This window comes from Bradyrhizobium sp. 138, from assembly GCF_023074075.1.
In the GTDB taxonomy this organism is placed as follows: domain Bacteria; phylum Pseudomonadota; class Alphaproteobacteria; order Rhizobiales; family Xanthobacteraceae; genus Bradyrhizobium.
In genome coordinates this window covers 195,150-216,656 of record NZ_JADPKT010000070.1, presented here as the reverse complement: position 1 = coordinate 216,656, position 21,507 = coordinate 195,150, and the positions used below count along the sequence as shown (strand labels likewise).

Sequence of the window (21,507 nt, the reverse complement as noted above, 5' to 3'; positions counted from 1 at the left end):
CCATGAGCGATCGCTATGCGGTGATCGGCAATCCGATCGGCTTCAGCAAATCACCCCTCATCCATGGCACTTTCGCCCGAATGACGGGACAGGACCTTGTCTATGAGGCGATCGAGGGACCGCTTAACGGCTTCAACGAACGGGTGGATCAATTCCGGACAGAGGGCGCCAAGGGGCTGAACATCACCGCTCCGTTCAAGCTCGATGCATTCGCCTATGCAAGCGAGCTTTCGGAGAGCGCCAAACGAGCAGGCGCCGCAAACTGCCTGAAGTTCGAGGGCGATCGGATCATTGCCGAGAATTTCGACGGGATCGGCCTCGTGCGTGACATCACCGTCAATCTCGGCGTCAAAATGGCCGGCCGGCGCGTCCTGATACTTGGCGCTGGAGGAGCAGCGCGCGGCGCGCTGCTGCCGTTCCTGCGCCAGGAGCCGTCCGAGCTGGTTCTCGTCAACCGAACGCTGTCGAAGGCGGTGGCATTGGCTGAAGAGTTTGCCGGTTGTGGTCCCCTGATCGTCAGCGGCTATGCCGAGCTGGCCGATCTTGCCGAGGGCTACGACGTCGTTGTCAACGCGACCTCGGCCAGCCTGCGCGGTGAAATGCCGCCGCTTCCAGGCAATGTCTTCCGCGGTGCGGAGCTGGCGTACGAACTCGCCTATGGCAAAGGATTGACTCCCTTTCTGCAAGCGGCCCGCGCCGAAGGCGTCGCCAAGCTGGCCGACGGCGTCGGCATGCTGGTTGAGCAGGCGGCGGAAGCTTTTGCCTGGTGGCGCGGCGTTCGACCGAGCACGGCTCAGGTCATCGCCGAACTGACCGTCCCATTGAGCTGACGGCGATGCCGAGCATGTATCCCAAGCCCCGCTTTCTCGTCGGCCTGATCGGCAGCGGCATCGCTGCGTCCCGCACGCCGCCCATGCACGAAGCGGCCGCTGACGCCGTCGGCATCCGCTATCTCTACAAGAAGATCGACCTAGCGGAGTTGAAGCTCGGTGTGGAGGCGTTGCCGGAATTGCTCACGGCAGCAAGGCGGATGGGCTTTGACGGGTTGAACGTGACCCATCCCTGCAAGCAGGCCATCCTTCCCCTATTGGACGAGCTTGCGCCTGAGGCGCAGGCGCTTGGTGCCGTGAACACCGTGGTCATCAGGAACGGTCGAATGACCGGCCACAACACCGACTGGTTCGGCTTCGCCGAGAATTTTCGCCGCAACATGCAAGGTGCATCACTCGGTCGGGTCGTGCAATTCGGCGCGGGCGGCGCCGGCGCGGCAGTCGCTTTTGCGCTGATGAAACTTGGCGTGCAGGAGTTGACTATTGTCGACGTGGACCTGGCCAAGGCGCAGAGCGTGGTGGACGGATTGTCCCCCCGATTTGAAGGGGGGCGCCTGAGGGCCGGCCAGGACGTTGCAACGGCCGTGGCTGCCGCAGACGGAATCGTCAACGCAACGCCGATCGGCATGGACAAATATCCGGGCACGCCGCTGCCGACGGTCTTGCTGCGTCGCGATCTGTGGGTCGCCGAGATCGTCTATTTCCCGCTGGAAACCGCACTGCTGCGCGCGGCGCGCGCCCTCGGCTGCCGTACCGTCGACGGTGGCGGCATGGCGATCTTCCAGGGCACCGAAGCATTCCGCCTGTTCACGGGCATTTCGCCCGATCCAGACGTCTTCTTCGCCACTTTTGCCTCCCTGGGAGGGTGACACCCGGCCGATGGGCGAGCGGCACGCACAACGCCCGAGAGGAAACGCAAGATGGGCTATACGCTCGATTTCTCGGTGGTTTGGCATGCCATGCCCGCGCTGCTGTGGGGCTGCGTGGGCACGTTGGGCCTGGCACTTGCCGGCATGACGCTCGCGATGATGATCGGTGTCGCCGGCGTCGCGGCACGCGATTCGAAAGCGGCCTGGTTGCGTGCTCTCGTGATCGGCTTCGTCGAGGTCGTGCGCAACACCCCTTTCCTGGTGCAGATCTTCTTTCTGTTCTTCGCCCTGCCGCTGATCGGATTGAAGCTCAATCCGACTGCCACCGCCATCATCGCGCTGGGTGTCAATGGCGGCGCCTACGCCATCGAAATCATCCGCGGCGGAGTGCAATCCATTCACAAGGGACAGGTCGAAGCCGGCTACGCGCTCGGCCTGCACAAAGGCCAGGTATTCCGCTTCATCGTGCTCAAGCCCGCGCTTCGCGCGATCTACCCCTCGCTCACGGGCCAGTTCATCATGCTGACCCTGACCTCGTCGATCTGTTCGGCGGTGTCGGCCTACGAATTGACGTCGGTTGCACAGCGCATCGAAAGCGACACGTTCCGCAGCTTCGAGGTCTACTTCTCGGTCACCTTCCTCTACCTCGCGATCTCCTGGCTGTTGATGCTGGGCTTTGCGGTCGTCTCTCACCGCTTCTTCTCATATCCGACACGCTGAAGGGGGGAGATCATGGCACCGCATTTTGGTCTTCCCGAGTTCGGCTTCCTGCTGCGTGGGCTGCAATGGACGGTGCTGCTGACGCTGGTCGCATTTGTGGGCGGTTGCACGGCAGGCCTGGCCGTCGCATTGCTGCGCACCTGTGGTCACAAGGGCGTGGAATGGATCACCCGCATCTACATCGGGGTATTCCAGGGCACGCCGCTGCTGCTGCAGCTATTCGTCGTGTACTACGGATTGGCGCTGACCGGGCTGAAGCTCGACGCCTTCGTCGCGGTGGCGATCGGTTTCACAGTCAATGCCTCCGCCTTCCTTGGCGAGATCTGGCGGGGCGCGATCCAGGCGGTGCCGCGCGGCCAGACCGAGGCGGCGATGGCGCTTGGACTGCACTATTCGTCCCGCATGCGCGATATCGTGCTGCCACAGGCGATCCGCATCTCGCTGCCGGCCACGATCGGCTATCTCGTGCAGCTCATCAAGGGCACTTCGCTCGCCGCCATCGTCGGCTTCATCGAGCTCGCTCGCGCCGGTCAAATCGTATCGAACCAGACCTTCCAGCCGTTGCTCGTCTTCGGTGTGGTCGGCGCAATGTACTTCATCCTCTGCTGGCCACTCTCGTGGTGGGGCAGTCGGATGGAAGCCAGGCTCGCCCTGGCGAGTCAAAGGTAGGAACGGCGCACCTGCTCAATCAATACAGCCATCACCAGGAGGAGGAATTTCATGTTGTTTTCACTCAGTCGTCGTCAGCTCGGCGTTGCGCTTTTGACTCTGGGGGCCATCGCTGTCTCTGCCGAAACGCAGGCGGGCACTCTGGAAGACGTCAAGAAGAAGGGCGTCGTCGTCATCGGCATTCAGGGCGACAATCCTCCTTGGGGCTATGTCGATAGCTCGGGAAAGCAGGATGGCATCGATGCCGACATGGGGCGCGCCTTCGCCGAATATCTCGGAGTAAAGGCCGAGTTCGTCCCGCTGGCGGTGGCCAATCGGATTCCGGCGCTGACCACGGGGCGCGTCGACATTCTGTTCGCAACCATGGCGATGCTGCCGGAGCGCGCCAAGGCGGTGCAATATTCCAAGCCGTATGTTGCCAACGAGATCACGCTTGTCGCTGCCCAGGCAACGCCGATCAGCAGCACTGCCGACATGGGCAAGTACGTCATCGGCGTTCCCCGGTCTTCCACGCAGGACACCCAGGTCACCAACAGCGCTCCAGCGGGCACCGAGATTCGCAGGTTCGACGATGACGCGGCCACCATCCAAGCGCTGCTCTCCGGTCAGGTGCAGGCCGTCGGCGCAAACAGCTTCTACCCGCAGCGTCTGAATGCCGCAAAGCCCGAACTTGGGTTCGAGCCCAAGCTTCACTTCACCGCTCTGTACAACGGCGCCTGCACCCGCCTCGGAGACAAGGAGTGGAACGAGACGGCCAACAAGTTCATCGACGAGATCAAGTCTAACGGCAAACTGCCGGCCTTCTATGCCAAGTGGATGAAGGTGCCCGTGCCGACCTTCCCCGACGCGGTTCCCGGCGTTCCCTTCACCGTCCAGTAGGCACTGCGGGCGGCCGACGCGCGATCCGCGTCGGCCGCCGTCGGGCAGCGGAGACCAGCATGCAAGACCAGATCCTGATTGAAATGAAGGGCGTGCAGAAATGGTACGGCGGGTACCAGGCCCTTCGCGATGTCGATCTCACCGTACGCAAGGGCGAAAAGATCGTGCTCTGCGGTCCGTCCGGCTCGGGCAAATCGACGCTGATCCGCTGCATCAACCGCCTGGAGGCGATCCAGCAGGGGAGCATCGTGGTGAACGGCCATCGGCTCGACGACAGCATCAAGGCCATCGATGTCGTACGCCAGGACGTCGGCATGGTCTTTCAGAGCTTCAACCTCTTTCCGCACATGACAGTGCTGCAGAACTGTACGCTCGCGCCTATTCGCGCGCGCCGCGCCAGCAAGAGTGAGGCGGAGGCGGCCGCGCGAAAATACCTCGAGCGGGTGCGCATCGGCGATCAGGCCGAAAAATATCCGGCTCAGCTTTCGGGCGGTCAGCAACAGCGCGTCGCGATCGCGCGCGCGCTCTGCATGCAGCCCAAGGTGATGCTGTTTGACGAGCCGACCTCGGCCCTCGATCCGGAAATGGTCAAGGAGGTGCTCGATACGATGATCGGCCTCGCCAACGACGGTATGACCATGATCTGCGTCACCCACGAGATGGGCTTTGCCCGCCAAGTTGCCGACCGGGTCATCTTCATGGCTGACGGACAGATTATCGAAGAAGGCGCGCCCGATGCTTTCTTCCGCAGTCCACAGCACGCCCGCACCAAGCAGTTCCTTGGCGAGATCCTCGCCCATCACTGAACGGAGTTTCTTCCATGAGTCGTCTTGTCTACGTCCTGAACGGGCCGAATCTCAATTTGCTCGGCAAGCGCCAGCCCCACATCTATGGCTACGAGACGCTTGCGGATGTGGAGCGGGATTGTCGAAGTCTGGCCGAGGAGCTTGGCCTGGAGATTCGCTTCCATCAATCCAACAGAGAATACGAGCTGATCGACTGGATCCACGAGGCGCGCGAGACGGCTGCCGGTATCGTGATGAATCCCGCCGCTTTCACCCATACGTCCGTCGCCATCCTTGATGCTCTAAACACGTTCGAGGGGACGGTGATCGAGGTGCATATTTCCAATGTGCACAAGCGCGAGGAGTTCCGCCACCATTCGTTTGTCTCCAAGCGAGCTGATGGAGTCATCGCGGGCTTCGGCACCCAGGGTTATCTGCTAGGCTTGCGTCGTGTGGCCAAACTGCTTAATGAGAACAAGGGATAGCATTGTATGAGCGCGCCAGTCCGCCTGTCGGTGATGGGAGCGGGCCTCATCGGCAAGCGACACATCGAACACATTCTCGCGCGGCCGGAGGCGATGCTGTCGTCGATCGTCGATCCGGCGCCTGCGGCACGTGAGTTGGCGGTTTCGCTGGAGGTGGGCTGGTTTCCGTCCTTTCAGGACATGCTGTCCGAAAATCGGCCGGAGGGCGTGGTCGTCGCTACTCCCAATCAGATGCATGTGGCCAACGGAATGGATTGTATCGCGGCCCGCATCCCGGCGCTCATCGAGAAACCGCTAGCGGATGACGTCGTCGCCGCGCAGACCCTGGTCGAAGCTTCCGAGCGAGCGGGCGTGCCGCTGCTCACCGGCCATCATCGCCGCCACAACCCGATGATCCAGCGCGCCAAGGCGGAGATCGACAGCGGCCGGCTCGGGCCGATCGTGTCGGTGCACGGCATGTTCTGGCTGATCAAGCCGGACGATTATTTCGATGTAGCCTGGCGTCGCGAAAAGGGAGCGGGGCCGGTCTTCTTGAATCTCATCCACGATGTCGACCTGCTGCGGTACCTGTGCGGGGAAATCGTGGCGGTACAGGCTGCCCAATCCAATCGACTGCGTGGAAATGCCGTTGAAGAGACAGCGGTAATCATCCTGCACTTCGTCTCCGGTGCGCTGGGAACGGTCAATGTCTCCGACACCATCCAGTCGCCTTGGAGTTGGGAATTCACGGCTGGTGAGAACCCGGCGTACAGTCATACGCAGGAGACTTGTTACCAGATCGGCGGCACGAGGGCATCGCTGTCTATTCCGCAACTCGATCTTTGGCATCATTCAAGCAAGGCCAGCTGGTGGGCGCCGATAGAGCGCGAGCGGCTGAGATACGAGAAGGCAGACCCGCTTGGCCTACAGATTGCCAATTTCTGTGCGGTTATTCGCGGTATCGCCACTCCTGTGGTAAGCGCGCGCGAAGGTCTCAAAACCCTCGAAGTGATTGACGCAATCAAGCGCGCAACGGAAACCGGAGATCTCGTGTCGTTTTGGGCGGACCATAAAGGCCCCACTAATAGGAAGTGCAACGAAGCACTATGATCGTGCGACGAATGCCCATTTGGAGCCGGATAAGCGGTGGTGCGACCAGTGATTGTCCTCAACCCGTCGCTATCTCTCAATCAGCGGGTCCCAGGTTCGATCCCTGGTGCGAAGCAGATCACATCATCAAGTCCGGTAGACCGCACTAAATCTTTGAGACTGCGCGTGCAGTCGAGATAATCGAGCGCACTGGACTGCACCCCTGCAGTGAGACACGATAATTTACAGTGGCCAATGCGGGGCGCCGAAACGCCGTGAGGCGGGACGCGTCAGCCCCGTGGGTAATGTTCGAAGTGGGTATGTTCGAAGATCTCGTCTGGAAACAAGCGCGGCGAGACGCGTTTTGGTGGGATAGGTAGCTCAGCGGCTGCGCCGCGTGGCGCATTCCGCGTATAAGGACGCATGCGATGAAGATGATCAAGGGACCGGCGATATTCCTCGCCCAGTTCGCGGCCGACGCGGCGCCGTTCAACTCCTTCGACAAGATCTGCGGATGGGCGGCTTCGCTCGGCTACGCGGGGATCCAGATTCCGAGCTGGGATGGGCGACTCTTCGACCTGAAAATGGCCTCGGAATCGCAGGACTATGCCGACGAGGTGAAGGGCGTAGCGGCTCGCCACGGGCTTACGATCACCGAGCTCTCGACCCATCTCCAGGGCCAGCTCGTTGCCGTTCACCCGGCCTATGACGCGGCATTCGACGGCTTCGCCGTGCCGGAGGTGCGTGGCAACGCCAAGGCCCGGACTGAGTGGGCCGTCGACCAGGTCAAGCGCGCAATCCTGGCCTCCAGGCGGCTCGGGATCACGGCACAAGCGACCTTCTCCGGTGCGCTCGCCTGGCCCTATGTCTATCCCTGGCCGCAGCGTCCTGCCGGTCTCGTCGAGACCGCTTTCGACGAGCTCGCCAGGCGCTGGCGGCCGATCCTCGATTTTGCTGATGAGCACGGCGTCGACCTCGCCTATGAGATCCACCCGGGCGAGGACCTTCACGACGGCATCTCCTATGAGATGTTTCTCGAGCGGGTTAACGGTCACAAGCGCGCGAACCTGCTCTACGACCCCTCGCACTTCGTGCTGCAGCAGCTCGACTATCTCGACTACATCGACATCTACCACCAGCGCATCAAGGCATTCCACGTCAAGGATGCCGAGTTCAATCCGACCGGCCGCCAGGGCGTCTATGGCGGGTTCCAGAGTTGGGTCGACCGTGCCGGCCGCTTTCGATCGCTCGGCGACGGTCAGGTCGATTTCGGCGCCATCTTCTCCAAGCTCACGCAATACGATTACGACAGCTGGGCGGTGCTCGAGTGGGAGTGTGCGCTGAAGCATCCGGAGCAAGGCGCGCGCGAGGGGGCCGAGTTCATCAAGAGCCATATCATCCGCGTTACGGAGAAAGCCTTCGACGATTTCGCGGGCGCCGGCACCGACGACGCAGCGAACCGCAAGATGCTCGGCATCTCCTGAGGGAGGAGAAGAATGACGATCGAAGCAAGCAACGAAGCCGGCAATCGCGGTCGTATCCGACTCGGCATGGTCGGCGGCGGCCGGGGAGCCTTCATAGGCGCCGTCCACCGCATTGCCGCTCGCATCGACGACCAGTTCGAACTTGTGGCCGGCGCGCTCGCATCGGATCCGGTCCGAGCCAAAGCCTCGGCGAAGGAGCTCGGCATCGCCGACGACCGTGCCTATGGCTCCTTCGAGGAGATGGCCAAGGCCGAAGCCGCGCGAGCGGACGGCATCGAAGCGGTCTCGATCGTGACGCCCAACCACATGCACAGTCCGGTCGCGAAAGTCTTCCTGGAAGCCGGAATTCACGTCATTTGCGACAAGCCACTGACGACGACCGTCGCAGAGGCCGAGGAGCTCGTGGCCTTGGTCGGGAAGACGGGCAGGGTTTTCGTGGTGACGCACAACTACACGGGCTATCCCATGGTCCGGCAGGCCCGGGCCATGATCGTGAACGGGGAGCTAGGCGAGATCCGGCTGGTCCAGGCCGAATATCTCCAGGACTGGCTGACGGAGCGATTGGAGGCGAGCGACCACAAACAGGCGGCATGGCGCACCGACCCGGCCCGGTCCGGCGCCGGCGGGTGCATCGGCGACATCGGCACCCACGCCTATAATCTCGCCTGTTTTGTCACTGGCCTTGAGCTCGACGAACTGCTCGCCCAACTGTCGACATTCGTCGAGGGCCGGCGCCTCGATGATGATGTTCAGATTCTTCTCAAGTGGAAGGGGGGCGCCAAGGGCATGCTGTGGGCGAGTCAGGTCGCCGTCGGCAACGAGAACGACCTCACGCTGCGCGTCTACGGCAGCAAGGGCGGTCTCGAATGGGTGCAGGAGAATCCGAACCAGCTCTGGTTCACCCCGTACGGCCGGCCCAGGCAACTGCTAACCCGCGGCGGCGCTGGTGTCTTGAGCGAAGCGGCCCGTGTCACCCGCGTGCCTTCCGGTCACCCTGAGGGCTACCTTGAAGGTTTCGCAACCATTTATGCCGAGGCAGCGCGCGCCATTCGCGCCGCAAGAACCGGTGAGAAGCCCGATCCCGAAGTCATCTTCCCGACCGTTGAGGACGGCTTGGCAGGCGTGAAGTTCATCGATGCTGCTGTAACGTCCTCGGCATGCAAAGGCACCTGGGTTCGGATCACGTAGCGGCTCGCGTCTGTCATGAGGCGCTCGGTCAGGCCATCGACGTACCCTTTCCATGGGATCGCTTTGCCGCTTCGAAATTGATGCCAAGGACCGGAAGAAGCGCCAGGACTTCGTCGAGCAAATCGAGGCGATGGCTGACAAGGAAGCGCAGCCGGAATTCAAGCCCGCAAGCTAAAGGGCCGGACTGTTCTGCGAAGAAAGGCACGTCCGAGTTCAATGTCCAAGGCAAGGCGCTGTGGCGCCGACCTGCCGGCCGTGACGAGCGAGCACGAACCAAGCGCTCTTGTGGTTGGATCTCCCTTTGTAAGCCATTGATCTCCAATGACCGGCTTTTGACTCAGTTGGAAAATTTCTCCTGAAAAATCAACGCTGGCAGCGTGTCTCTTAATCAGCGGGTCCCAGGTTCGAGCCCTGGTGCGCCCACCATTCAAACCCTGTTGATGCAGGCTTCTTTCACGTCCAGCCGTAGACTAAAGGGCGTTGCGCGCGGCGTTCTTTGTGGTCGTACGCCGCACGCTGCGCGACGAGTGCGTGCGCCCGGCCAGCTCGATGCCGCGCCACATTGCATCGTGCGATCTACTCAGGGCGGGGAAGAGGGACGTCGACGATCCGGTTCATCAAATCGCGCAGATCGGCGGCTTCCCGTTCGCCCATGGCTTTCTCAAAGGCTGTCTGCGCGCGCCGCCATGCAGTCAGGGCTCGAGCATGCGTCTTATGTCCCTGCTTTGTGACGGTGACGATGCGCTCCCGCCGGTCGTCTTTGCCGACTGAAATCTCAACGAAACCGTCACGCACGAGCGGCCTCAGGTTGTGCCCCGTGGTCGCACGATCCATCGACATCAGCTTGGCGAGCCGGGCCATCGTCATCGGCCCCGAGGTCACGAGATAACTCAACAGACTATATTGCGTCGATTTGAGTCCGCTCGAGGACAGCGCGAGATCATAATACCGAGAGAGGCGCCTGGCTGCGCGGCGGACCTGGTTGCAGTTACAGCGCGCTGGGTCATCGACCAGGTCGGATGATTTTGCTGCTGCTCTCGGCATCGATACCCCTCTCAAACCCAAGATATCACACGGCTTCCGCTTGCTGTCGATAGTTCCAAAACCGCGCGCGAGGAAGCGTTGCGCGCCGGGGCTTCCTGCGATATATCCAAGATAGTTTGATATGCCCCTATTTTTCGGATGAAGCGACGATCCGGGCTTTCAGCAGCCGCTCAGGTCGCCGGCACAGCCGGAGGAGGACGACATGGAATCTCGCGTCTTGATCACCGGTGCCGCGGGAACCGTCGGTCATGCGGTCTGCGAGCTGCTGATCCGACGGGGATCCAAGGTGAGGGCCCTCGTTCGCAACGAGGACGCCCGATCGGCCAAGCTCGCCGAACTCGGAATCGAGGTCGTCGTCGGCGATCTTCTCGACCTGCACGCGATGCATCGCGCGATCGAAGGTTGCCAGAGGATCTACTTCGCAATGACGGTGTCGGCGTCGTATCTCGAAGCGACGGTCAATGCCGCCGCCGTGGCGAAGCACCACAATGTGAGTGCGTTCGTGAACATCTCGCAGATGACGGTGTCGCAAATGGGCATCAACGCGACCACCGACAGCCCACAGCAGAAGCTGCACTGGCTGGCGGAGCAGGCGCTGAACTGGTCCGGGCTGCCAGTTGTGCACGTCCGCCCGACCTCCTTCCTGGATACGTTCTTCCTCCTGCTGTCGGCGAGTTCAATCCGTGACCATCGTCAGATTCGGCTGCCCTTCGGCGACGGAAAGACCTCGCCGATTGCGAGCGAAGACGTCGCGCGGGTGATCGCTGCGATCCTCGAAGACCCCGGCCGGCACATCGGCAAGATCTACGAACTCACCGGGCCGCGGTCGCAGGACATGAATGGGGTTGCTGAAGAGTTCTCCAGGGCTCTCGGTCATCCGATCACCTACGTGAACGTGCCTTGGCAACCTTGGCGCAGGCAGCTCGAGGATAGTGGGAGGTTGTCACCGCATGCACTAGCCCATCTCTCCACAATGGCCCTTCTCAAGCAGCAGAACCGCTATGACCGCTTGACGTCGGATGTGGAGAAAGTCACCGGCACGCCGCCGCTCAGCGTCTACGACTTCGTCCTTCGGCACGCCGCGATGTACAAGGCTGCGAGCCAGGAATCTCAGCCATGACGCGCATCGGATTGTCATTGGCCCTGATCATGCTCGCGACGTCTGCGCCGGCGCGCGACGATGGGCGCTATGCCAATTCACCGCTGAAGGAATGGTTCGAGAGCCTGTCCAGCGAATTGGGGCCATGCTGCTCGGACGCCGATGGATACATTGTCGCCGACATCGATTGGGAATCCGACCACGGGCACTACCGGGTGCGCATCGATGGCGAGTGGGTGACGGTGCCTGATGGCGCCGTGGTCACGCAGCCGAACAAGACCGGGCGGACCATGGTGTGGAAATACTATATCGACGGCCACCCCCGGGTCCGCTGCTTCATGCGGGGCACGATGATTTGAGATGCGGCTCCAGCGGCTGCGTGACTGTTCGCGCTCCAATGCTTGCGCCCGCCCGACCGTGGGAAAATCGAGTAAGTCCAATAATAGAATTAAGACGCTCGAGTGCTCCGCGCCCTGCCTTTCTCCCGCGGAATTCCCGGCTGATGGTGTTTTGCGCCCGGCTATTCCTATCCTTGAGCCAATTGCGGCACGGCTTACGGAGCCCAGGCAAGCGCGGCTCCCGCGTCGACCGATCGCATCTGCGCGCTTGACTAGTTCTGAAAAAGAACTGTAGGTTCACGAACGAGACGGCCGAGCTCAACGGCCGCAGGACTCACCGCGCTGGCCAATCACAATGGACAGCGAGGCGCGCAGTTCGCGCGGCACGATGCCGGGTGAGCAGCCGGGTGACGCGACAAAACACAATGACGTGCCCGGATGGGTGCGCATCAGGGAGGACGAGCCATGTTGGCGAAGTGGAAGAGCCTTGCGGCTCTGGCTATGCTTTTGAGCAGTCCGGCGCTCGCGGCTGACGAGCCCGGCGTTACCGCGACCGAGATCAAGATCGGCGGGGTGTTTCCGTTCAGCGGACCGGCATCATCGATCGGTCTCGTCGGCAAGGGCCTGACCGCCTACATTCAATCGATGAACGACCGCGGCGGCATCAACGGCCGCAAGATCAACTACATCGCCTATGACGATGCCTACAGCCCTCCGAAAGCGGTGGAGCACGTCCGCAAGCTGGTCGAGAGCGACGAAGTGGCGTTCATGTTCGGTCAGCTCGGCACGCCCGGCCTTTCGGCCACGGCAAAATACCTGAGGGCGAAAGGCGTGCCCAGCATCGCCATCATCAGCGGCTCGTCCAAGTTCACGGACGTCGCCAGTTATCCGCTGACGACGACGGGCCTCGTCAGCTACGACACCGAAGGAAAAATCTACGCGAAATATCTGACCAAGACGCTGCCAAACGCCAAATACGCGATCCTCTATCAGAACGACGATCTCGGCAAAGATTACGTCAGCGCCTTCAAGGCCTTTCTCGGCAAGGACTTCGATCGAAAGGTCGTCAGCGCGTCCTATGAAGTCACGGAGCCGACCGTCGATTCGCAGATCACGACTCTCAAAAGCTCCGGTGCCGAGGCCCTGATGATCGCGGGGACGCCGAAATTCGCCGCGCAGGCGATCCGGCAAGCTTCTGTGATCGGCTGGAAAGCCACCGTGATCATCAACTTTCCGTCCGGTTCGGTCGGCGGCACGCTCGCGCCGGCTGGCCTCGACAAATCGGTAGGCGTGATCGTCGGCACGATCAACAAGGATGTCGTGGATCCCAACTGGAAAGACGATCCCGCCATGCAGGCCTATCGGGCGTTTCTCGACAAGTATCTGCCGGGCGTCGATATCACCAACGGCAGCTATCTCACCGGGTATCAGCAAGGCATCCTGCTCGAGCAGATCCTGAAACAATGCGGCAATGATCTGTCCCGCAAGAACGTTCTGGCGCAGGCCAAGAACCTCAGGGACTTCATCGTCCCGACCGCGTTGCCCGGGATCAAGGTGAACACCAGCGAAACCGAGAACATGATCTGGACGCAGATGCGGCTGCAGCGGTGGACCGGCTCGACCTGGGAAGCCTTCAGCGAGGTGTTGGACGCCAGGTCTGAATGAATCCGCGACAGCTGGAGTGGCGGACGCGGCGTGAGCTGCGTCCGACCTTGCTCTGTGCCGGCAGGCCGCCGGTGGGACTACAAGAATGCACCGCGTGCGGTCGCCTTTCAGCAATTCGGGAGATCATTTTCGATGTCGACGACGGCACTGACGTTTGCACCGCGTGAGGTTTCCATCGAGCGTCGAGCGGATGGCACGCTTATCTTGAGCTCTCCCCTCGAGTGGGAGCCGTGCGATTGGCGCATCACCGATTATCTTCCACGCTGGGCCGAAGGCGTTCCGGACCGAATTTTTCTGGCGCAACGCAACGCGAAGGGCGGATGGGACGAGATCACCTATGGTGAGGCATGGTCGCAGGTTCAGGCCGCCGGCCAAAGCCTGATCGACATGGGCGCAAAGCCGGCCGACAAGCTTGCGGTCCTGTCTGGAAACTCGATCGAGAACGCGGTGATCTCGTTTGCGGCAATGTCGATCGGGGTCGTTCTGGCGCCGATATCGCCAAACTACACCCTGATGCCCGGGGGTCTTGCTCGCCTCAAGGACATCGCGGAAGTGCTGCGCCCGAGCTTCGTGTTCGTTCAAAGCGGCCGCGACTTTTCTGCCGGCCGTGCCATTCCCGAATTGGCAACCGCGACCTGGATCAGCGTCGATGGCGCGCCGGACACAGTTCCTTTCAAGGTTCTGACCGATCGGACCGGGAGCGACGGATTCGTGCGCGCATCCCGTGAGGTGCCTTGCGACGCGGTCGCCAAGATCCTGTTCACGTCCGGTTCGACCGGCTTTCCCAAAGGCGTGCTCAACACCCACCGGATGATGGCAAGCTCCCTGAAAATGGGGAGCCTGCTCGTGTCACCTCCGGCTGCGCCGGTGCAGGTCGAATGGCTGCCCTGGCACCATACGATGGGCAGCAATGTCATCCTTCACAGCATCCTGAAGAACGGCGGGACGCTCTATATCGACGATGGCCGGCCGATGCCGCAGCTGTTTCACAAAACGATTGCCAATCTCAGGGAGATTTCGCCGACCGCGATGTTCAATGTCCCGGCCGGCTACAATCTCCTGTGCGATGCGATCGAGAAGGACCCCGACCTCGGCGTCAGCGTGTTCAAGCGGATGGATCGTTTGAGCTACGCCGGAGCTGCAATTTCGCAAGGCACGCTTGAAAATCTGTACCGGCTGACATCGTCGATCACGGGACGGTCAATTCCGGTGATGTCGGGCTACGGCACGACCGAAACCGCGCCGACGATCAGCACGACCCACTGGGCAACGGATCAGCCGGGGGAGATTGGTCTTCCCGCGCCGGGACTTCAGCTCAAGCTGATTCCCGTTACCGATACTTACGAGGTCAGGGTCAAGGGACCCAACGTCACACCTGGATATCTCGGCCAACCGGAGTTGACGGAAAAGGCTTTCGATGAAGAGGGCTTCTATCGCATCGGCGATACCGTCTCGTTTCTGGATCCGCAGAAACCGGAGCGGGGTCTTCGCTTTACCGGCAGAATCTCCGAGAACTTCAAACTTGCGAACGGCACCTGGGTCGCGATCGGCAATATGCGCGCGGCCGTCCTGGCTGCGACCCGGGGCGTTTTGCTCGACATCGTCATTGCGGGCGAAAACCGCGAAACGTGCGGGCTGCTCTGCTGGCTGAATCCGACCGAAGCGGCCCGGATCTCGAAGGTGCCGGGCGCGGATTTGACCTGCGATCCCCTCGTGATTCAATTTCTGAAAGACCGCTTTCAGGAATACAACGAGACCGTCGGAAGCAGCGAAAAAATCTGTTCCTTCGCTCTGCTGAAGGATCCGCCATCAATGGCTGCAGGAGAGATCACCGACAAGGCCTACGTCAACCAACGTGCTGTGCTGAAAGTTCGCTCCGAGCAGGTTGAGCGTCTCTACGCGAGCGAACCTTGTCGCGATGTGGTCTTGGTGTAACAGCGAGTCCAGTGTTGCGGCAGCATGCGGCGCGCTTCCGCCTCAAGCGGCGCGTGAGCGTGCCTTCGTCTTCCTTGGCTCCGGCGCGCTTCTCTCCGGGAGGCCGCGGGCGCCCGGCCCTGGGTGAGTATGAACCTCCTTGGCGGACAGCGGCTCGCCGCATTCGGAGCACACCATGACCGGATCGAAGTCTTTTCCGCATTTGCGGTGCTGGTGCAGCAAGGGGCGGCCGCGCTCGTCGACCATATGAGTGTCACCCCAATGCACGATCGCCATCATGATCGGATAGAGGTCGAGGCCCTTCTGAGTCAGGATATATTCGTGGCGCTTGGGCGATTCCTGATAGGGAATGCGGCGCAGGATGCCCTGCCGAACCAGTTTTTTCAGCCGCTCGGCCAGCAAGTGCCGTGTGATTCCCAGCGCCGACTGGAATCCTTCGAAGCGGCGCGTGCGCAGGAAGCACTCGCGCAGGATCAGAAGCGTCCAGCGATCGCCGATCACGCCGATGGTTCGGGCCATCGAGCACGGCTCTTCCTCGAGTTCGTTCCACTTCATTCACATACTCCAGTCGTGCCAGCATGGGCCGTTCCGAATCTTCGCGGAGGCCGGCGCGGCCCTTGCATTCTAGATAGGTACTAATTGCCAAACAATCCCCCTCAAGGCAGGGGAAACCCGCGGACTGCAGGCACATTTGACAGTTCTATTTTAGAACTATAAGGTAGCGGGAATGAGGCTGGCGAGTGGATCGCCGGTGCCCGCCATACGATCTCCGGGAGAAGCGCGATGACCTTGAAGGTTGAATTCCAGTTCGATTTCGGCAGTCCGAACGCCTATCTGGCGGAAGTCGCCATTCCCGGCATCGAGCAGCGGACCGGCGTGAAGTTCACCTACGTCCCGGTTCTGCTCGGCGGCATCTACAAGGCGACCGGCAACATGTCGCCGTTCGAATCGCTGCGCGGAATAAAGAACAAGCCGGAATACCAGGCGCTGGAGACCCAGCGGTTCATCCGACGCCACAACATCACGAAATTTCGCCAGAATCCGTTCTTTCCGGTCAACACCTTGATGCTGATGCGCGGTGCCGTCGCCGCCCAGTTCGAGGGCATGTTCGAGCCATATTTTCGCGCCGCCTATCATCACATGTGGGAAGAGCCCAAGAAAATGGACGATGTCGAAATCTTCCGCAACGCGTTCGTCTCCTCCGGCATCGATATCGATCGGCTGATGGCACGCGCACAGCAGGATGACGTCAAGAAGCGGCTGATCGATCTAACCACCGACGCCGTCAGCCGAGGAGCATTCGGCTCTCCGACCTTCTTCGTTGGAAAGGAAATGTTCTTCGGCAAGGACCAGATCCGCGACGTCGAGGAATCCATCGTCGAGCAAACCAGACAACCCGTTCCCAAGACGGCCTGACCGCGCCTATTGTCCGGCTCGAGTGGCGAAAGCCACGCTCGGCCCCAGAATAAAAGTAAGATCAGGGAGAATGCCCATGCCCGGCCCACTTCACGGCGTTCGCGTGCTCGATTTGACCGGCGTGGTGTCGGGCCCGTTCGCGACCATGTTTCTGGCGGATCAGGGCGCCGACGTGCTGAAGATCGAGCCGATTGGCGGCGACATTACGCGCCGCAGCCGTGCCACCATCGACAAGGAGGGTGAGTTCTCCGCGCTGTTCATCTCCTCGAACCGCGGCAAGCGCTCGCTGTCGATCGACGTCAAGAGTGCTTCGGGGCGCGAGGTGCTCACCCGGCTGGTCGCGCAGGCCGATGTCCTGGTGCAGAATTTCCGGCCAGGTACCATGGAACGTCTCGGCCTCGGCGTTCAGGAATTGCGCCAGCGCCATCCGCGCCTGATCTACGTCTCGATCAGCGGGGTCGGCGATACCGGCCCCTATGTCAAGAAGCGGGTCTACGATCCCATCGTTCAGGGGCTGTCGGGCTTCGCGGATATCCAGTCGCAGCCGGTGACGAACCGGCCGCAAATGATCCGCACCATCGTCTGTGACAAGACGACCGCGGTGTTCACCGCGCAGGCGGTGGCGGCGGCGCTGTATGCGCGCGAGAAGACGGGGCAGGGCGACCACATCCAGGTGGCGATGCTGGATGCGATGATCTCCTATCTCTGGCCGGAAGGCATGATGCAGTACACCGTGGTTGGCGCCGAGGCGGCCGCCGCCGATCCGAATGATCGGCCGGACCTGGTGTTCAAGACCAGCGACGGCTACATCACCGCGGGCACCATCTCCGATTCCGAATGGCAGGGATTTTGCCGCGCTTGCGGCGATCCCGAGCTCGCCAACGATGCTCGCTTTGCAACGCCGGCCGCGCGTTCGGTCAATGCCACCGCGCGGATCAACAAGATGGCGGAATACATCAGCCAGCACACGACAGCCGAGTGGCTGGAGCGCCTGGATGCGGCGGACGTGCCTTGCGCGCCGATCCTGCGTCGGGGCGAAATCATCCACAATGAACAGGTCGTCGCGCGCGGCCTCATTGCTGAGTTCGATCAGCCGAAGGTTGGCCGGGTGCGGCAGCCAAAGCCCGCAGCCCGCTTCGAGGTCAACCAGGCCGCGATCGGCGGGCCGGCGCCCCGGGTCGGCGAGCACTCGCGTGAGGTCCTGCGCGATCTCGGATATGACGACGGCGCCATCGACAAGATGATCGCCGAGCGCGCCCTGCGCGTGGCCATCTAGTCCGGCCTTTCGCGCGCCCGCGATCGGCTCTTCAGGGTTTTGCCGGTACCACCGCAACGGGAGCGACCGGAGCATTGGCTTCGACCGCTCGCTGATAGGCCTCCCGGTGATGGATGCGTTCGAGATAGGGCTGCGCATTGTCGCAAATGCCGACGCCGTAAGCGATGGCCCAGTCGAGGCACGTTGTCAGGAGGATGTCCGCACTGCTGAAGCGCTCGCCCATGAGAAACGGCCGGCCATCAGCCAAGGCGACTTCCACGTGGCGCAGCTGACCGCGGAAATAGTCCGCGGCCTGGGCGACGACCTCAGGCGCAACGCCATAGATGTGTCCCAGTGCATCCGCCCGGTGGCGGCGCATGACGTACAGGCTCGTGGAATCGAGCTCGGCCACGATAAAGAAGCACCATTCGAGCCATGCCGCATAGTCGCGGGTGGCTTCCGGAATCAGCGAGCGCTCCGGCGTGGAATACATCCGCGACAGATAGGCGACGATCGCGGCGCTTTCACCGATGCAGAAGTCGCCGTCCTGCAGCAACGGGATCTTCTGGCGAGGATTGAGCCTGGTATACTCAGCGGTCTTGGTCTCGCCTGTGCGTGGTCCGATCGGCTTGGCCTTATAGGATAAGCCAAGTTCGTGCATCGCCCAGTGTGCACGGACGGTGCGGCTCGTGCCGGCGCCCCACAGCGTGAGATCGGGTGTCGCGCTCATCACCACTTCTCCACCGACGGACGAAGATCGAGTTCATGGGTCCAGCCGTCGCGGCTCTGCTGGTGAGCGAACCAATAGGCGTCTGCGATGGAGGAGGTCTTCGTCAGGCTGTCCGGCGGGATTTCGCTTGCCTCGATCCCCTTTGCCGCCTTCATGCGCTGGTGGATGGCCTCGCTATCGACGCCGGCGTCGATGATGAGATGGACGACATGGATGTTCTTCGGCCCAAGCTCGCGCGCCATGGCCTGCGCCACGGCGCGAAGTGCGAATTTCGCAGATGAAAACGCGGCAAAGCCCTTGCCGCCGCGAATGCTGGCCGTTGCGCCGGTAAAGAAAATCGTGCCGCGCCCGCGCGGCAGCATGACACGCGCGGCTTCGCGACCTACGAGGAATCCGGCATAGCAGGCCAGCTCCCAGGCCTTGAAAAACAGCTTCTCCGTGGTGTCCAGCAGGGGCTTGTTGACGTTCGAGCCGGCATTGAAAAGGCAGACCTCGATCGGTCCGATCTTGCTTTCAATATCCGAAAACAGCTTCTGGACTTCGGCCTCCTGACGCGCATCGACGCTGAAAGCGTGGATGCGATAGCCGGCGGCGGTCAGTTCGTCCACGAGCCCTTGAGATTTGGTGGCGTCGCGCCGGCAGATGCAAACCGTATAACCGCCCCTGGCAAAACGTCGTGCGACGGCAGCGCCGATCGCATCGCCTGCGCCGACCAGGATCGCCACCCCGCGGCTCTCGACCATGCTTTTCCTCCCAATGCGTTCTTATTTGGAACGTATTGGTAGTTGCTCTCTGCAGCGTTGTAAAGAACAGTCGAAATGACAGGTTATCTGCCGCATTCGCCTGCAGGCCGAGAATGGCAAAATAGCAATTGACGAGTTCTAAAAAAGAACGTTAGATCGGAGCCATGAATGCGCTGCGGCAAAAGGACATGCGCTCATCATCCGGGAGGTTGGCAGTGATGGCCCTTTCAAGCGCAACAGATACGGCAGGTGGCCGCAGCATGCTCATGGCCCGTGAGTGCTATTGGCTAGCCGCTCCGCCCTTGGCGGAATAGCTTCAACAGATCCAACCTAACCGGGAGACGAGCCTTGCAAAAGAGAAACGCAACCGCGGCCGTGATAGGCGCGGGCGACTTCATCGGCGGCGAGATCGCCAAGAAGTTCGCAGCAGAAGGCTTCACGGTCTTCGCCGGCCGTCGTAACGGCGAAAAGCTGGCTCCGCTCGTGAAGGATATCGAGGCCGCCGGCGGAGAGGTTCACGCCCGTTCGCTCGATGCGCGCAAGGAAGACGAAATCATCTCCTTCCTCAACGATGCGGACAAGCACGCGCCGCTGGAAGTCTGCATCTTCAACATCGGAGCGAACGTCAATTTCCCGATTCTGGAAACCACAGAACGCGTTTTCCGCAAGGTCTGGGAAATGGCCTGCTATTCCGGCTTCCTGGCTGGTCGCGAGGCGGCCCGCCTGATGCTGCCGCATGGGGGTGGCAACATCTTCTTTACCGGGGCGACCGCCTCGCTCCGAGGCGGCAGCGGCTATGCAGCCTTCGCAAGCGCCAAGTTCGGCCTTCGCGCGGTCGCGCAAGCCATGGCCCGTGAGCTTGGCCCGAAGAATATTCATGTCGCGCATCTCGTCATCGATTCCGGTGTGGATACCGAGTGGGTTCGGCAACGCCGGCTGGAGGCTCTCGGGCCCAACGCGCTGGATGATCCGGATGCCTTGATGCCTCCGTCCTCCGTCGCAACTTCCTATTGGCAGCTCTACCAGCAGCCGAAAAGCGCATGGACGTTTGAGCTCGAGATCCGTCCCTTCGGCGAGAAGTGGTAGCGGAGCCTGCTGCGATGGAGCTCAAGCTTTCCCCCGAGGACGCCGCGTTTCGTGACGAGGTGCGCACTTTCATTGCGGAGAGTTATCCGCCGGAAATGCGCGTTCCCAATCCGGAGACCGACCTGACCAAGGAGCAGTCGCTGCTCTGGCACCGGATCCTCCACAAGAAGGGTTGGATCGCGCCGCTCTGGCCCAAGGAGTATGGCGGCCCGGGTTGGTCGGTCACGCAGCGCTTCATCTTCGAGCAGGAAACATCTCGCGCCGGCACGCTGCCGCCGCTCGCCTTCAGCGTGACCATGGTCGGGCCGGTAATCTACACGTTCGGAAATGAGGCACAGAAGAAAAAGTTTCTGCCGCGGATCCTGTCCGGCGAGGATTGGTGGTGCCAGGGCTATTCGGAGCCGGGCTCGGGCTCCGACCTCGCGACCGTCAGAACCAAGGCGGTGCGTGAGGGCGACCACTACATCGTCAACGGTCACAAGACCTGGACCACGCTGGCGCAGCATGCCGACTGGATATTCTGCCTCGTGCGCACCGATCCGAGCGCGAAGCCGCAATCCGGCATCTCCTTCCTGCTGATCGACATGAAATCGCCCGGCGTGACCGTGCGGCCGATCATCACGATCGATGGCAGCCACGAGGTCAACGACGTCTTCCTCGAAAACGTCCGCGTGCCCGTCGAGAATTTGGTCGGCGAGGAGAACAAGGGCTGGACCTACGCCAAGTTCCTGCTCGGCAACGAGCGCACCAGCATGGCCGGCATCGGCCGGTCCACCCGCTACATCAACAAGCTGAAGCAGATCGTGAAGGCCGAGATACCGGCCGACGATCCCGCGCATCTCGAATTCCTGCGGGACATTGCCCGTATCGAGCTCGACGTGCTGGCGCTGGAGGCGACGGAGCTGCGCGTCGTCGCCCAGATGGCGCGCGGCATTGATCCTGGACCGGCGGCCTCGCTGTTCAAGATCCGAGGCACCGAGATATTTCAGGACATCACCGAGCTCACCCATCGCGCGATTGGCAATTACGGCCTGGCCATCCGCGAGCATCCGGTCAGCGCCAACCGCTTCATGCCCGGCCCCGACTACGGTCACACCGCGTCGGAGAAATATCTGAACGCGCGCAAGCTCAGCATCTACGGCGGATCCAACGAGATCCAGCGAAACATCATCGCCAAGGCCGTGCTCGGGCTCTAGCCACGGCGGATCGGGAGGATCGG

The 21,507-nt window shown here is 61.7% G+C and carries 23 protein-coding genes; 18 read left to right on the top strand and 5 right to left on the bottom strand.

Features of this window, described 5'->3' with window-relative positions:
* Window positions 1-2 precede the first annotated feature (2 nt).
* The 10 genes from aroE to IVA79_RS23145 all read left to right on the top strand — a co-directional run bounded on the left by aroE (window position 3) and on the right by IVA79_RS23145 (window position 8,977).
* On the top strand, window positions 3-830 hold the full coding sequence (gene aroE / locus IVA79_RS23190) for a shikimate dehydrogenase (protein ID WP_249816128.1): 828 nt from the start codon (window positions 3-5) through the stop codon (window positions 828-830).
* 14 nt (window positions 831-844) lie between these two features.
* A complete protein-coding gene (locus IVA79_RS23185; protein WP_247557049.1) occupies window positions 845-1,699 on the top strand; it encodes a shikimate dehydrogenase in 855 nt (284 codons plus the stop codon).
* Between the two features lie 51 nt (window positions 1,700-1,750).
* Window positions 1,751-2,419, top strand: a complete 669-nt coding sequence (locus IVA79_RS23180) for an amino acid ABC transporter permease (protein ID WP_247557047.1) — start codon at window positions 1,751-1,753, stop codon at window positions 2,417-2,419.
* Between the two features lie 12 nt (window positions 2,420-2,431).
* A complete protein-coding gene (locus IVA79_RS23175) occupies window positions 2,432-3,088 on the top strand; it encodes an amino acid ABC transporter permease (RefSeq protein WP_247557044.1) in 657 nt (218 codons plus the stop codon).
* 51 nt (window positions 3,089-3,139) lie between these two features.
* A complete protein-coding gene (locus tag IVA79_RS23170; protein WP_247557042.1) occupies window positions 3,140-3,967 on the top strand; it encodes a transporter substrate-binding domain-containing protein in 828 nt (275 codons plus the stop codon).
* Window positions 3,968-4,026: 59 nt separating this feature from the next.
* Window positions 4,027-4,773 carry an amino acid ABC transporter ATP-binding protein gene (locus tag IVA79_RS23165; protein ID WP_276577515.1) on the top strand — a complete coding sequence of 249 codons (747 nt, stop codon included), beginning with the start codon at window positions 4,027-4,029 and terminating at the stop codon, window positions 4,771-4,773.
* 14 nt (window positions 4,774-4,787) lie between these two features.
* On the top strand, window positions 4,788-5,237 hold the full coding sequence (gene aroQ / locus IVA79_RS23160) for a type II 3-dehydroquinate dehydratase (RefSeq protein WP_247557040.1): 450 nt from the start codon (window positions 4,788-4,790) through the stop codon (window positions 5,235-5,237).
* Between the two features lie 6 nt (window positions 5,238-5,243).
* A complete protein-coding gene (locus IVA79_RS23155; RefSeq protein WP_247557038.1) occupies window positions 5,244-6,326 on the top strand; it encodes a Gfo/Idh/MocA family oxidoreductase in 1,083 nt (360 codons plus the stop codon).
* Window positions 6,327-6,733: 407 nt separating this feature from the next.
* Complete coding sequence (locus tag IVA79_RS23150) at window positions 6,734-7,789, top strand: sugar phosphate isomerase/epimerase (RefSeq protein WP_247557036.1); 1,056 nt, start codon at window positions 6,734-6,736, stop codon at window positions 7,787-7,789.
* A 12-nt stretch (window positions 7,790-7,801) separates the two neighbouring features.
* Window positions 7,802-8,977 carry a Gfo/Idh/MocA family oxidoreductase gene (locus tag IVA79_RS23145; RefSeq protein ID WP_247557034.1) on the top strand — a complete coding sequence of 392 codons (1,176 nt, stop codon included), beginning with the start codon at window positions 7,802-7,804 and terminating at the stop codon, window positions 8,975-8,977.
* 28 nt (window positions 8,978-9,005) lie between these two features.
* On the opposite strand, the gene IVA79_RS23140 is transcribed toward IVA79_RS23145, so the two are convergent.
* Window positions 9,006-9,182, bottom strand: a complete 177-nt coding sequence (locus IVA79_RS23140) for a hypothetical protein (protein ID WP_247557032.1) — start codon at window positions 9,180-9,182, stop codon at window positions 9,006-9,008.
* 371 nt (window positions 9,183-9,553) lie between these two features.
* Window positions 9,554-10,021, bottom strand: a complete 468-nt coding sequence (locus tag IVA79_RS23135) for a MarR family winged helix-turn-helix transcriptional regulator (protein WP_256465645.1) — start codon at window positions 10,019-10,021, stop codon at window positions 9,554-9,556.
* A gap of 202 nt (window positions 10,022-10,223) precedes the next feature.
* On the opposite strand from IVA79_RS23135, the gene IVA79_RS23130 reads away from it, so the two are divergent.
* The 4 genes from IVA79_RS23130 to IVA79_RS23115 all read left to right on the top strand — a co-directional run bounded on the left by IVA79_RS23130 (window position 10,224) and on the right by IVA79_RS23115 (window position 15,058).
* A complete protein-coding gene (locus tag IVA79_RS23130; RefSeq protein WP_247557028.1) occupies window positions 10,224-11,141 on the top strand; it encodes an SDR family NAD(P)-dependent oxidoreductase in 918 nt (305 codons plus the stop codon).
* Window positions 11,138-11,479 carry a hypothetical protein gene (locus IVA79_RS23125; RefSeq protein WP_247557025.1) on the top strand — a complete coding sequence of 114 codons (342 nt, stop codon included), beginning with the start codon at window positions 11,138-11,140 and terminating at the stop codon, window positions 11,477-11,479. The genes IVA79_RS23130 and IVA79_RS23125 overlap by 4 nt, the downstream gene beginning before the upstream one ends.
* Before the next feature lie 444 nt (window positions 11,480-11,923).
* Window positions 11,924-13,123: an ABC transporter substrate-binding protein gene (locus IVA79_RS23120; protein ID WP_247557023.1), complete on the top strand. Its 1,200-nt coding sequence runs from the start codon at window positions 11,924-11,926 to the stop codon at window positions 13,121-13,123.
* 132 nt (window positions 13,124-13,255) lie between these two features.
* Window positions 13,256-15,058 carry an AMP-binding protein gene (locus IVA79_RS23115; protein ID WP_247557022.1) on the top strand — a complete coding sequence of 601 codons (1,803 nt, stop codon included), beginning with the start codon at window positions 13,256-13,258 and terminating at the stop codon, window positions 15,056-15,058.
* Window positions 15,059-15,100: 42 nt separating this feature from the next.
* Here IVA79_RS23115 and IVA79_RS23110 read toward each other — a convergent pair whose 3' ends face one another.
* Window positions 15,101-15,613: a helix-turn-helix domain-containing protein gene (locus IVA79_RS23110; protein WP_247557020.1), complete on the bottom strand. Its 513-nt coding sequence runs from the start codon at window positions 15,611-15,613 to the stop codon at window positions 15,101-15,103.
* Window positions 15,614-15,841: 228 nt separating this feature from the next.
* Between IVA79_RS23110 and IVA79_RS23105 the strand changes: the two genes are divergently transcribed.
* A complete protein-coding gene (locus tag IVA79_RS23105; RefSeq protein ID WP_247557018.1) occupies window positions 15,842-16,474 on the top strand; it encodes a 2-hydroxychromene-2-carboxylate isomerase in 633 nt (210 codons plus the stop codon).
* 76 nt (window positions 16,475-16,550) lie between these two features.
* On the top strand, window positions 16,551-17,750 hold the full coding sequence (locus tag IVA79_RS23100) for a CoA transferase (protein WP_247557016.1): 1,200 nt from the start codon (window positions 16,551-16,553) through the stop codon (window positions 17,748-17,750).
* 31 nt (window positions 17,751-17,781) lie between these two features.
* Here IVA79_RS23100 and IVA79_RS23095 read toward each other — a convergent pair whose 3' ends face one another.
* Window positions 17,782-18,459 (bottom strand): glutathione S-transferase family protein, encoded by a 678-nt coding sequence (locus IVA79_RS23095; RefSeq protein ID WP_247557014.1) that lies wholly within the window; start codon window positions 18,457-18,459, stop codon window positions 17,782-17,784.
* Window positions 18,459-19,202, bottom strand: coding sequence for an SDR family NAD(P)-dependent oxidoreductase (locus tag IVA79_RS23090; protein ID WP_247557012.1), 744 nt, complete (start codon window positions 19,200-19,202; stop codon window positions 18,459-18,461). Before IVA79_RS23090 ends, IVA79_RS23095 begins: the two co-directional genes overlap by 1 nt.
* Before the next feature lie 348 nt (window positions 19,203-19,550).
* On the opposite strand from IVA79_RS23090, the gene IVA79_RS23085 reads away from it, so the two are divergent.
* The gene (locus IVA79_RS23085) at window positions 19,551-20,288 is read left to right on the top strand and encodes an SDR family oxidoreductase (protein ID WP_247557010.1); all 738 of its coding nucleotides are present in this window, start codon (window positions 19,551-19,553) and stop codon (window positions 20,286-20,288) included.
* A 14-nt stretch (window positions 20,289-20,302) separates the two neighbouring features.
* Window positions 20,303-21,484: an acyl-CoA dehydrogenase family protein gene (locus IVA79_RS23080; RefSeq protein WP_247557009.1), complete on the top strand. Its 1,182-nt coding sequence runs from the start codon at window positions 20,303-20,305 to the stop codon at window positions 21,482-21,484.
* The last annotated feature ends 23 nt before the right edge of the window (window positions 21,485-21,507 follow it).

What these genes read in the sequence shown, in the direction of transcription:
- aroE (WP_249816128.1), top strand. Translation starts at nt 3, where the DNA reads ATGAGCGATCGCTATGCGGTGATCGGCAATCCGATCGGCTTCAGCAAA.
- IVA79_RS23185 (WP_247557049.1), top strand. Translation starts at nt 845, where the DNA reads ATGTATCCCAAGCCCCGCTTTCTCGTCGGCCTGATCGGCAGCGGCATC.
- IVA79_RS23180 (WP_247557047.1), top strand. Translation starts at nt 1,751, where the DNA reads ATGGGCTATACGCTCGATTTCTCGGTGGTTTGGCATGCCATGCCCGCG.
- IVA79_RS23175 (WP_247557044.1), top strand. Translation starts at nt 2,432, where the DNA reads ATGGCACCGCATTTTGGTCTTCCCGAGTTCGGCTTCCTGCTGCGTGGG.
- IVA79_RS23170 (WP_247557042.1), top strand. Translation starts at nt 3,140, where the DNA reads ATGTTGTTTTCACTCAGTCGTCGTCAGCTCGGCGTTGCGCTTTTGACT.
- IVA79_RS23165 (WP_276577515.1), top strand. Translation starts at nt 4,027, where the DNA reads ATGCAAGACCAGATCCTGATTGAAATGAAGGGCGTGCAGAAATGGTAC.
- aroQ (WP_247557040.1), top strand. Translation starts at nt 4,788, where the DNA reads ATGAGTCGTCTTGTCTACGTCCTGAACGGGCCGAATCTCAATTTGCTC.
- IVA79_RS23155 (WP_247557038.1), top strand. Translation starts at nt 5,244, where the DNA reads ATGAGCGCGCCAGTCCGCCTGTCGGTGATGGGAGCGGGCCTCATCGGC.
- IVA79_RS23150 (WP_247557036.1), top strand. Translation starts at nt 6,734, where the DNA reads ATGAAGATGATCAAGGGACCGGCGATATTCCTCGCCCAGTTCGCGGCC.
- IVA79_RS23145 (WP_247557034.1), top strand. Translation starts at nt 7,802, where the DNA reads ATGACGATCGAAGCAAGCAACGAAGCCGGCAATCGCGGTCGTATCCGA.
- IVA79_RS23135 (WP_256465645.1), bottom strand. Translation starts at nt 10,021, where the DNA reads ATGCCGAGAGCAGCAGCAAAATCATCCGACCTGGTCGATGACCCAGCG.
- IVA79_RS23130 (WP_247557028.1), top strand. Translation starts at nt 10,224, where the DNA reads ATGGAATCTCGCGTCTTGATCACCGGTGCCGCGGGAACCGTCGGTCAT.
- IVA79_RS23125 (WP_247557025.1), top strand. Translation starts at nt 11,138, where the DNA reads ATGACGCGCATCGGATTGTCATTGGCCCTGATCATGCTCGCGACGTCT.
- IVA79_RS23120 (WP_247557023.1), top strand. Translation starts at nt 11,924, where the DNA reads ATGTTGGCGAAGTGGAAGAGCCTTGCGGCTCTGGCTATGCTTTTGAGC.
- IVA79_RS23115 (WP_247557022.1), top strand. Translation starts at nt 13,256, where the DNA reads ATGTCGACGACGGCACTGACGTTTGCACCGCGTGAGGTTTCCATCGAG.
- IVA79_RS23110 (WP_247557020.1), bottom strand. Translation starts at nt 15,613, where the DNA reads ATGAAGTGGAACGAACTCGAGGAAGAGCCGTGCTCGATGGCCCGAACC.
- IVA79_RS23105 (WP_247557018.1), top strand. Translation starts at nt 15,842, where the DNA reads ATGACCTTGAAGGTTGAATTCCAGTTCGATTTCGGCAGTCCGAACGCC.
- IVA79_RS23100 (WP_247557016.1), top strand. Translation starts at nt 16,551, where the DNA reads ATGCCCGGCCCACTTCACGGCGTTCGCGTGCTCGATTTGACCGGCGTG.
- IVA79_RS23095 (WP_247557014.1), bottom strand. Translation starts at nt 18,459, where the DNA reads ATGAGCGCGACACCCGATCTCACGCTGTGGGGCGCCGGCACGAGCCGC.
- IVA79_RS23090 (WP_247557012.1), bottom strand. Translation starts at nt 19,202, where the DNA reads ATGGTCGAGAGCCGCGGGGTGGCGATCCTGGTCGGCGCAGGCGATGCG.
- IVA79_RS23080 (WP_247557009.1), top strand. Translation starts at nt 20,303, where the DNA reads ATGGAGCTCAAGCTTTCCCCCGAGGACGCCGCGTTTCGTGACGAGGTG.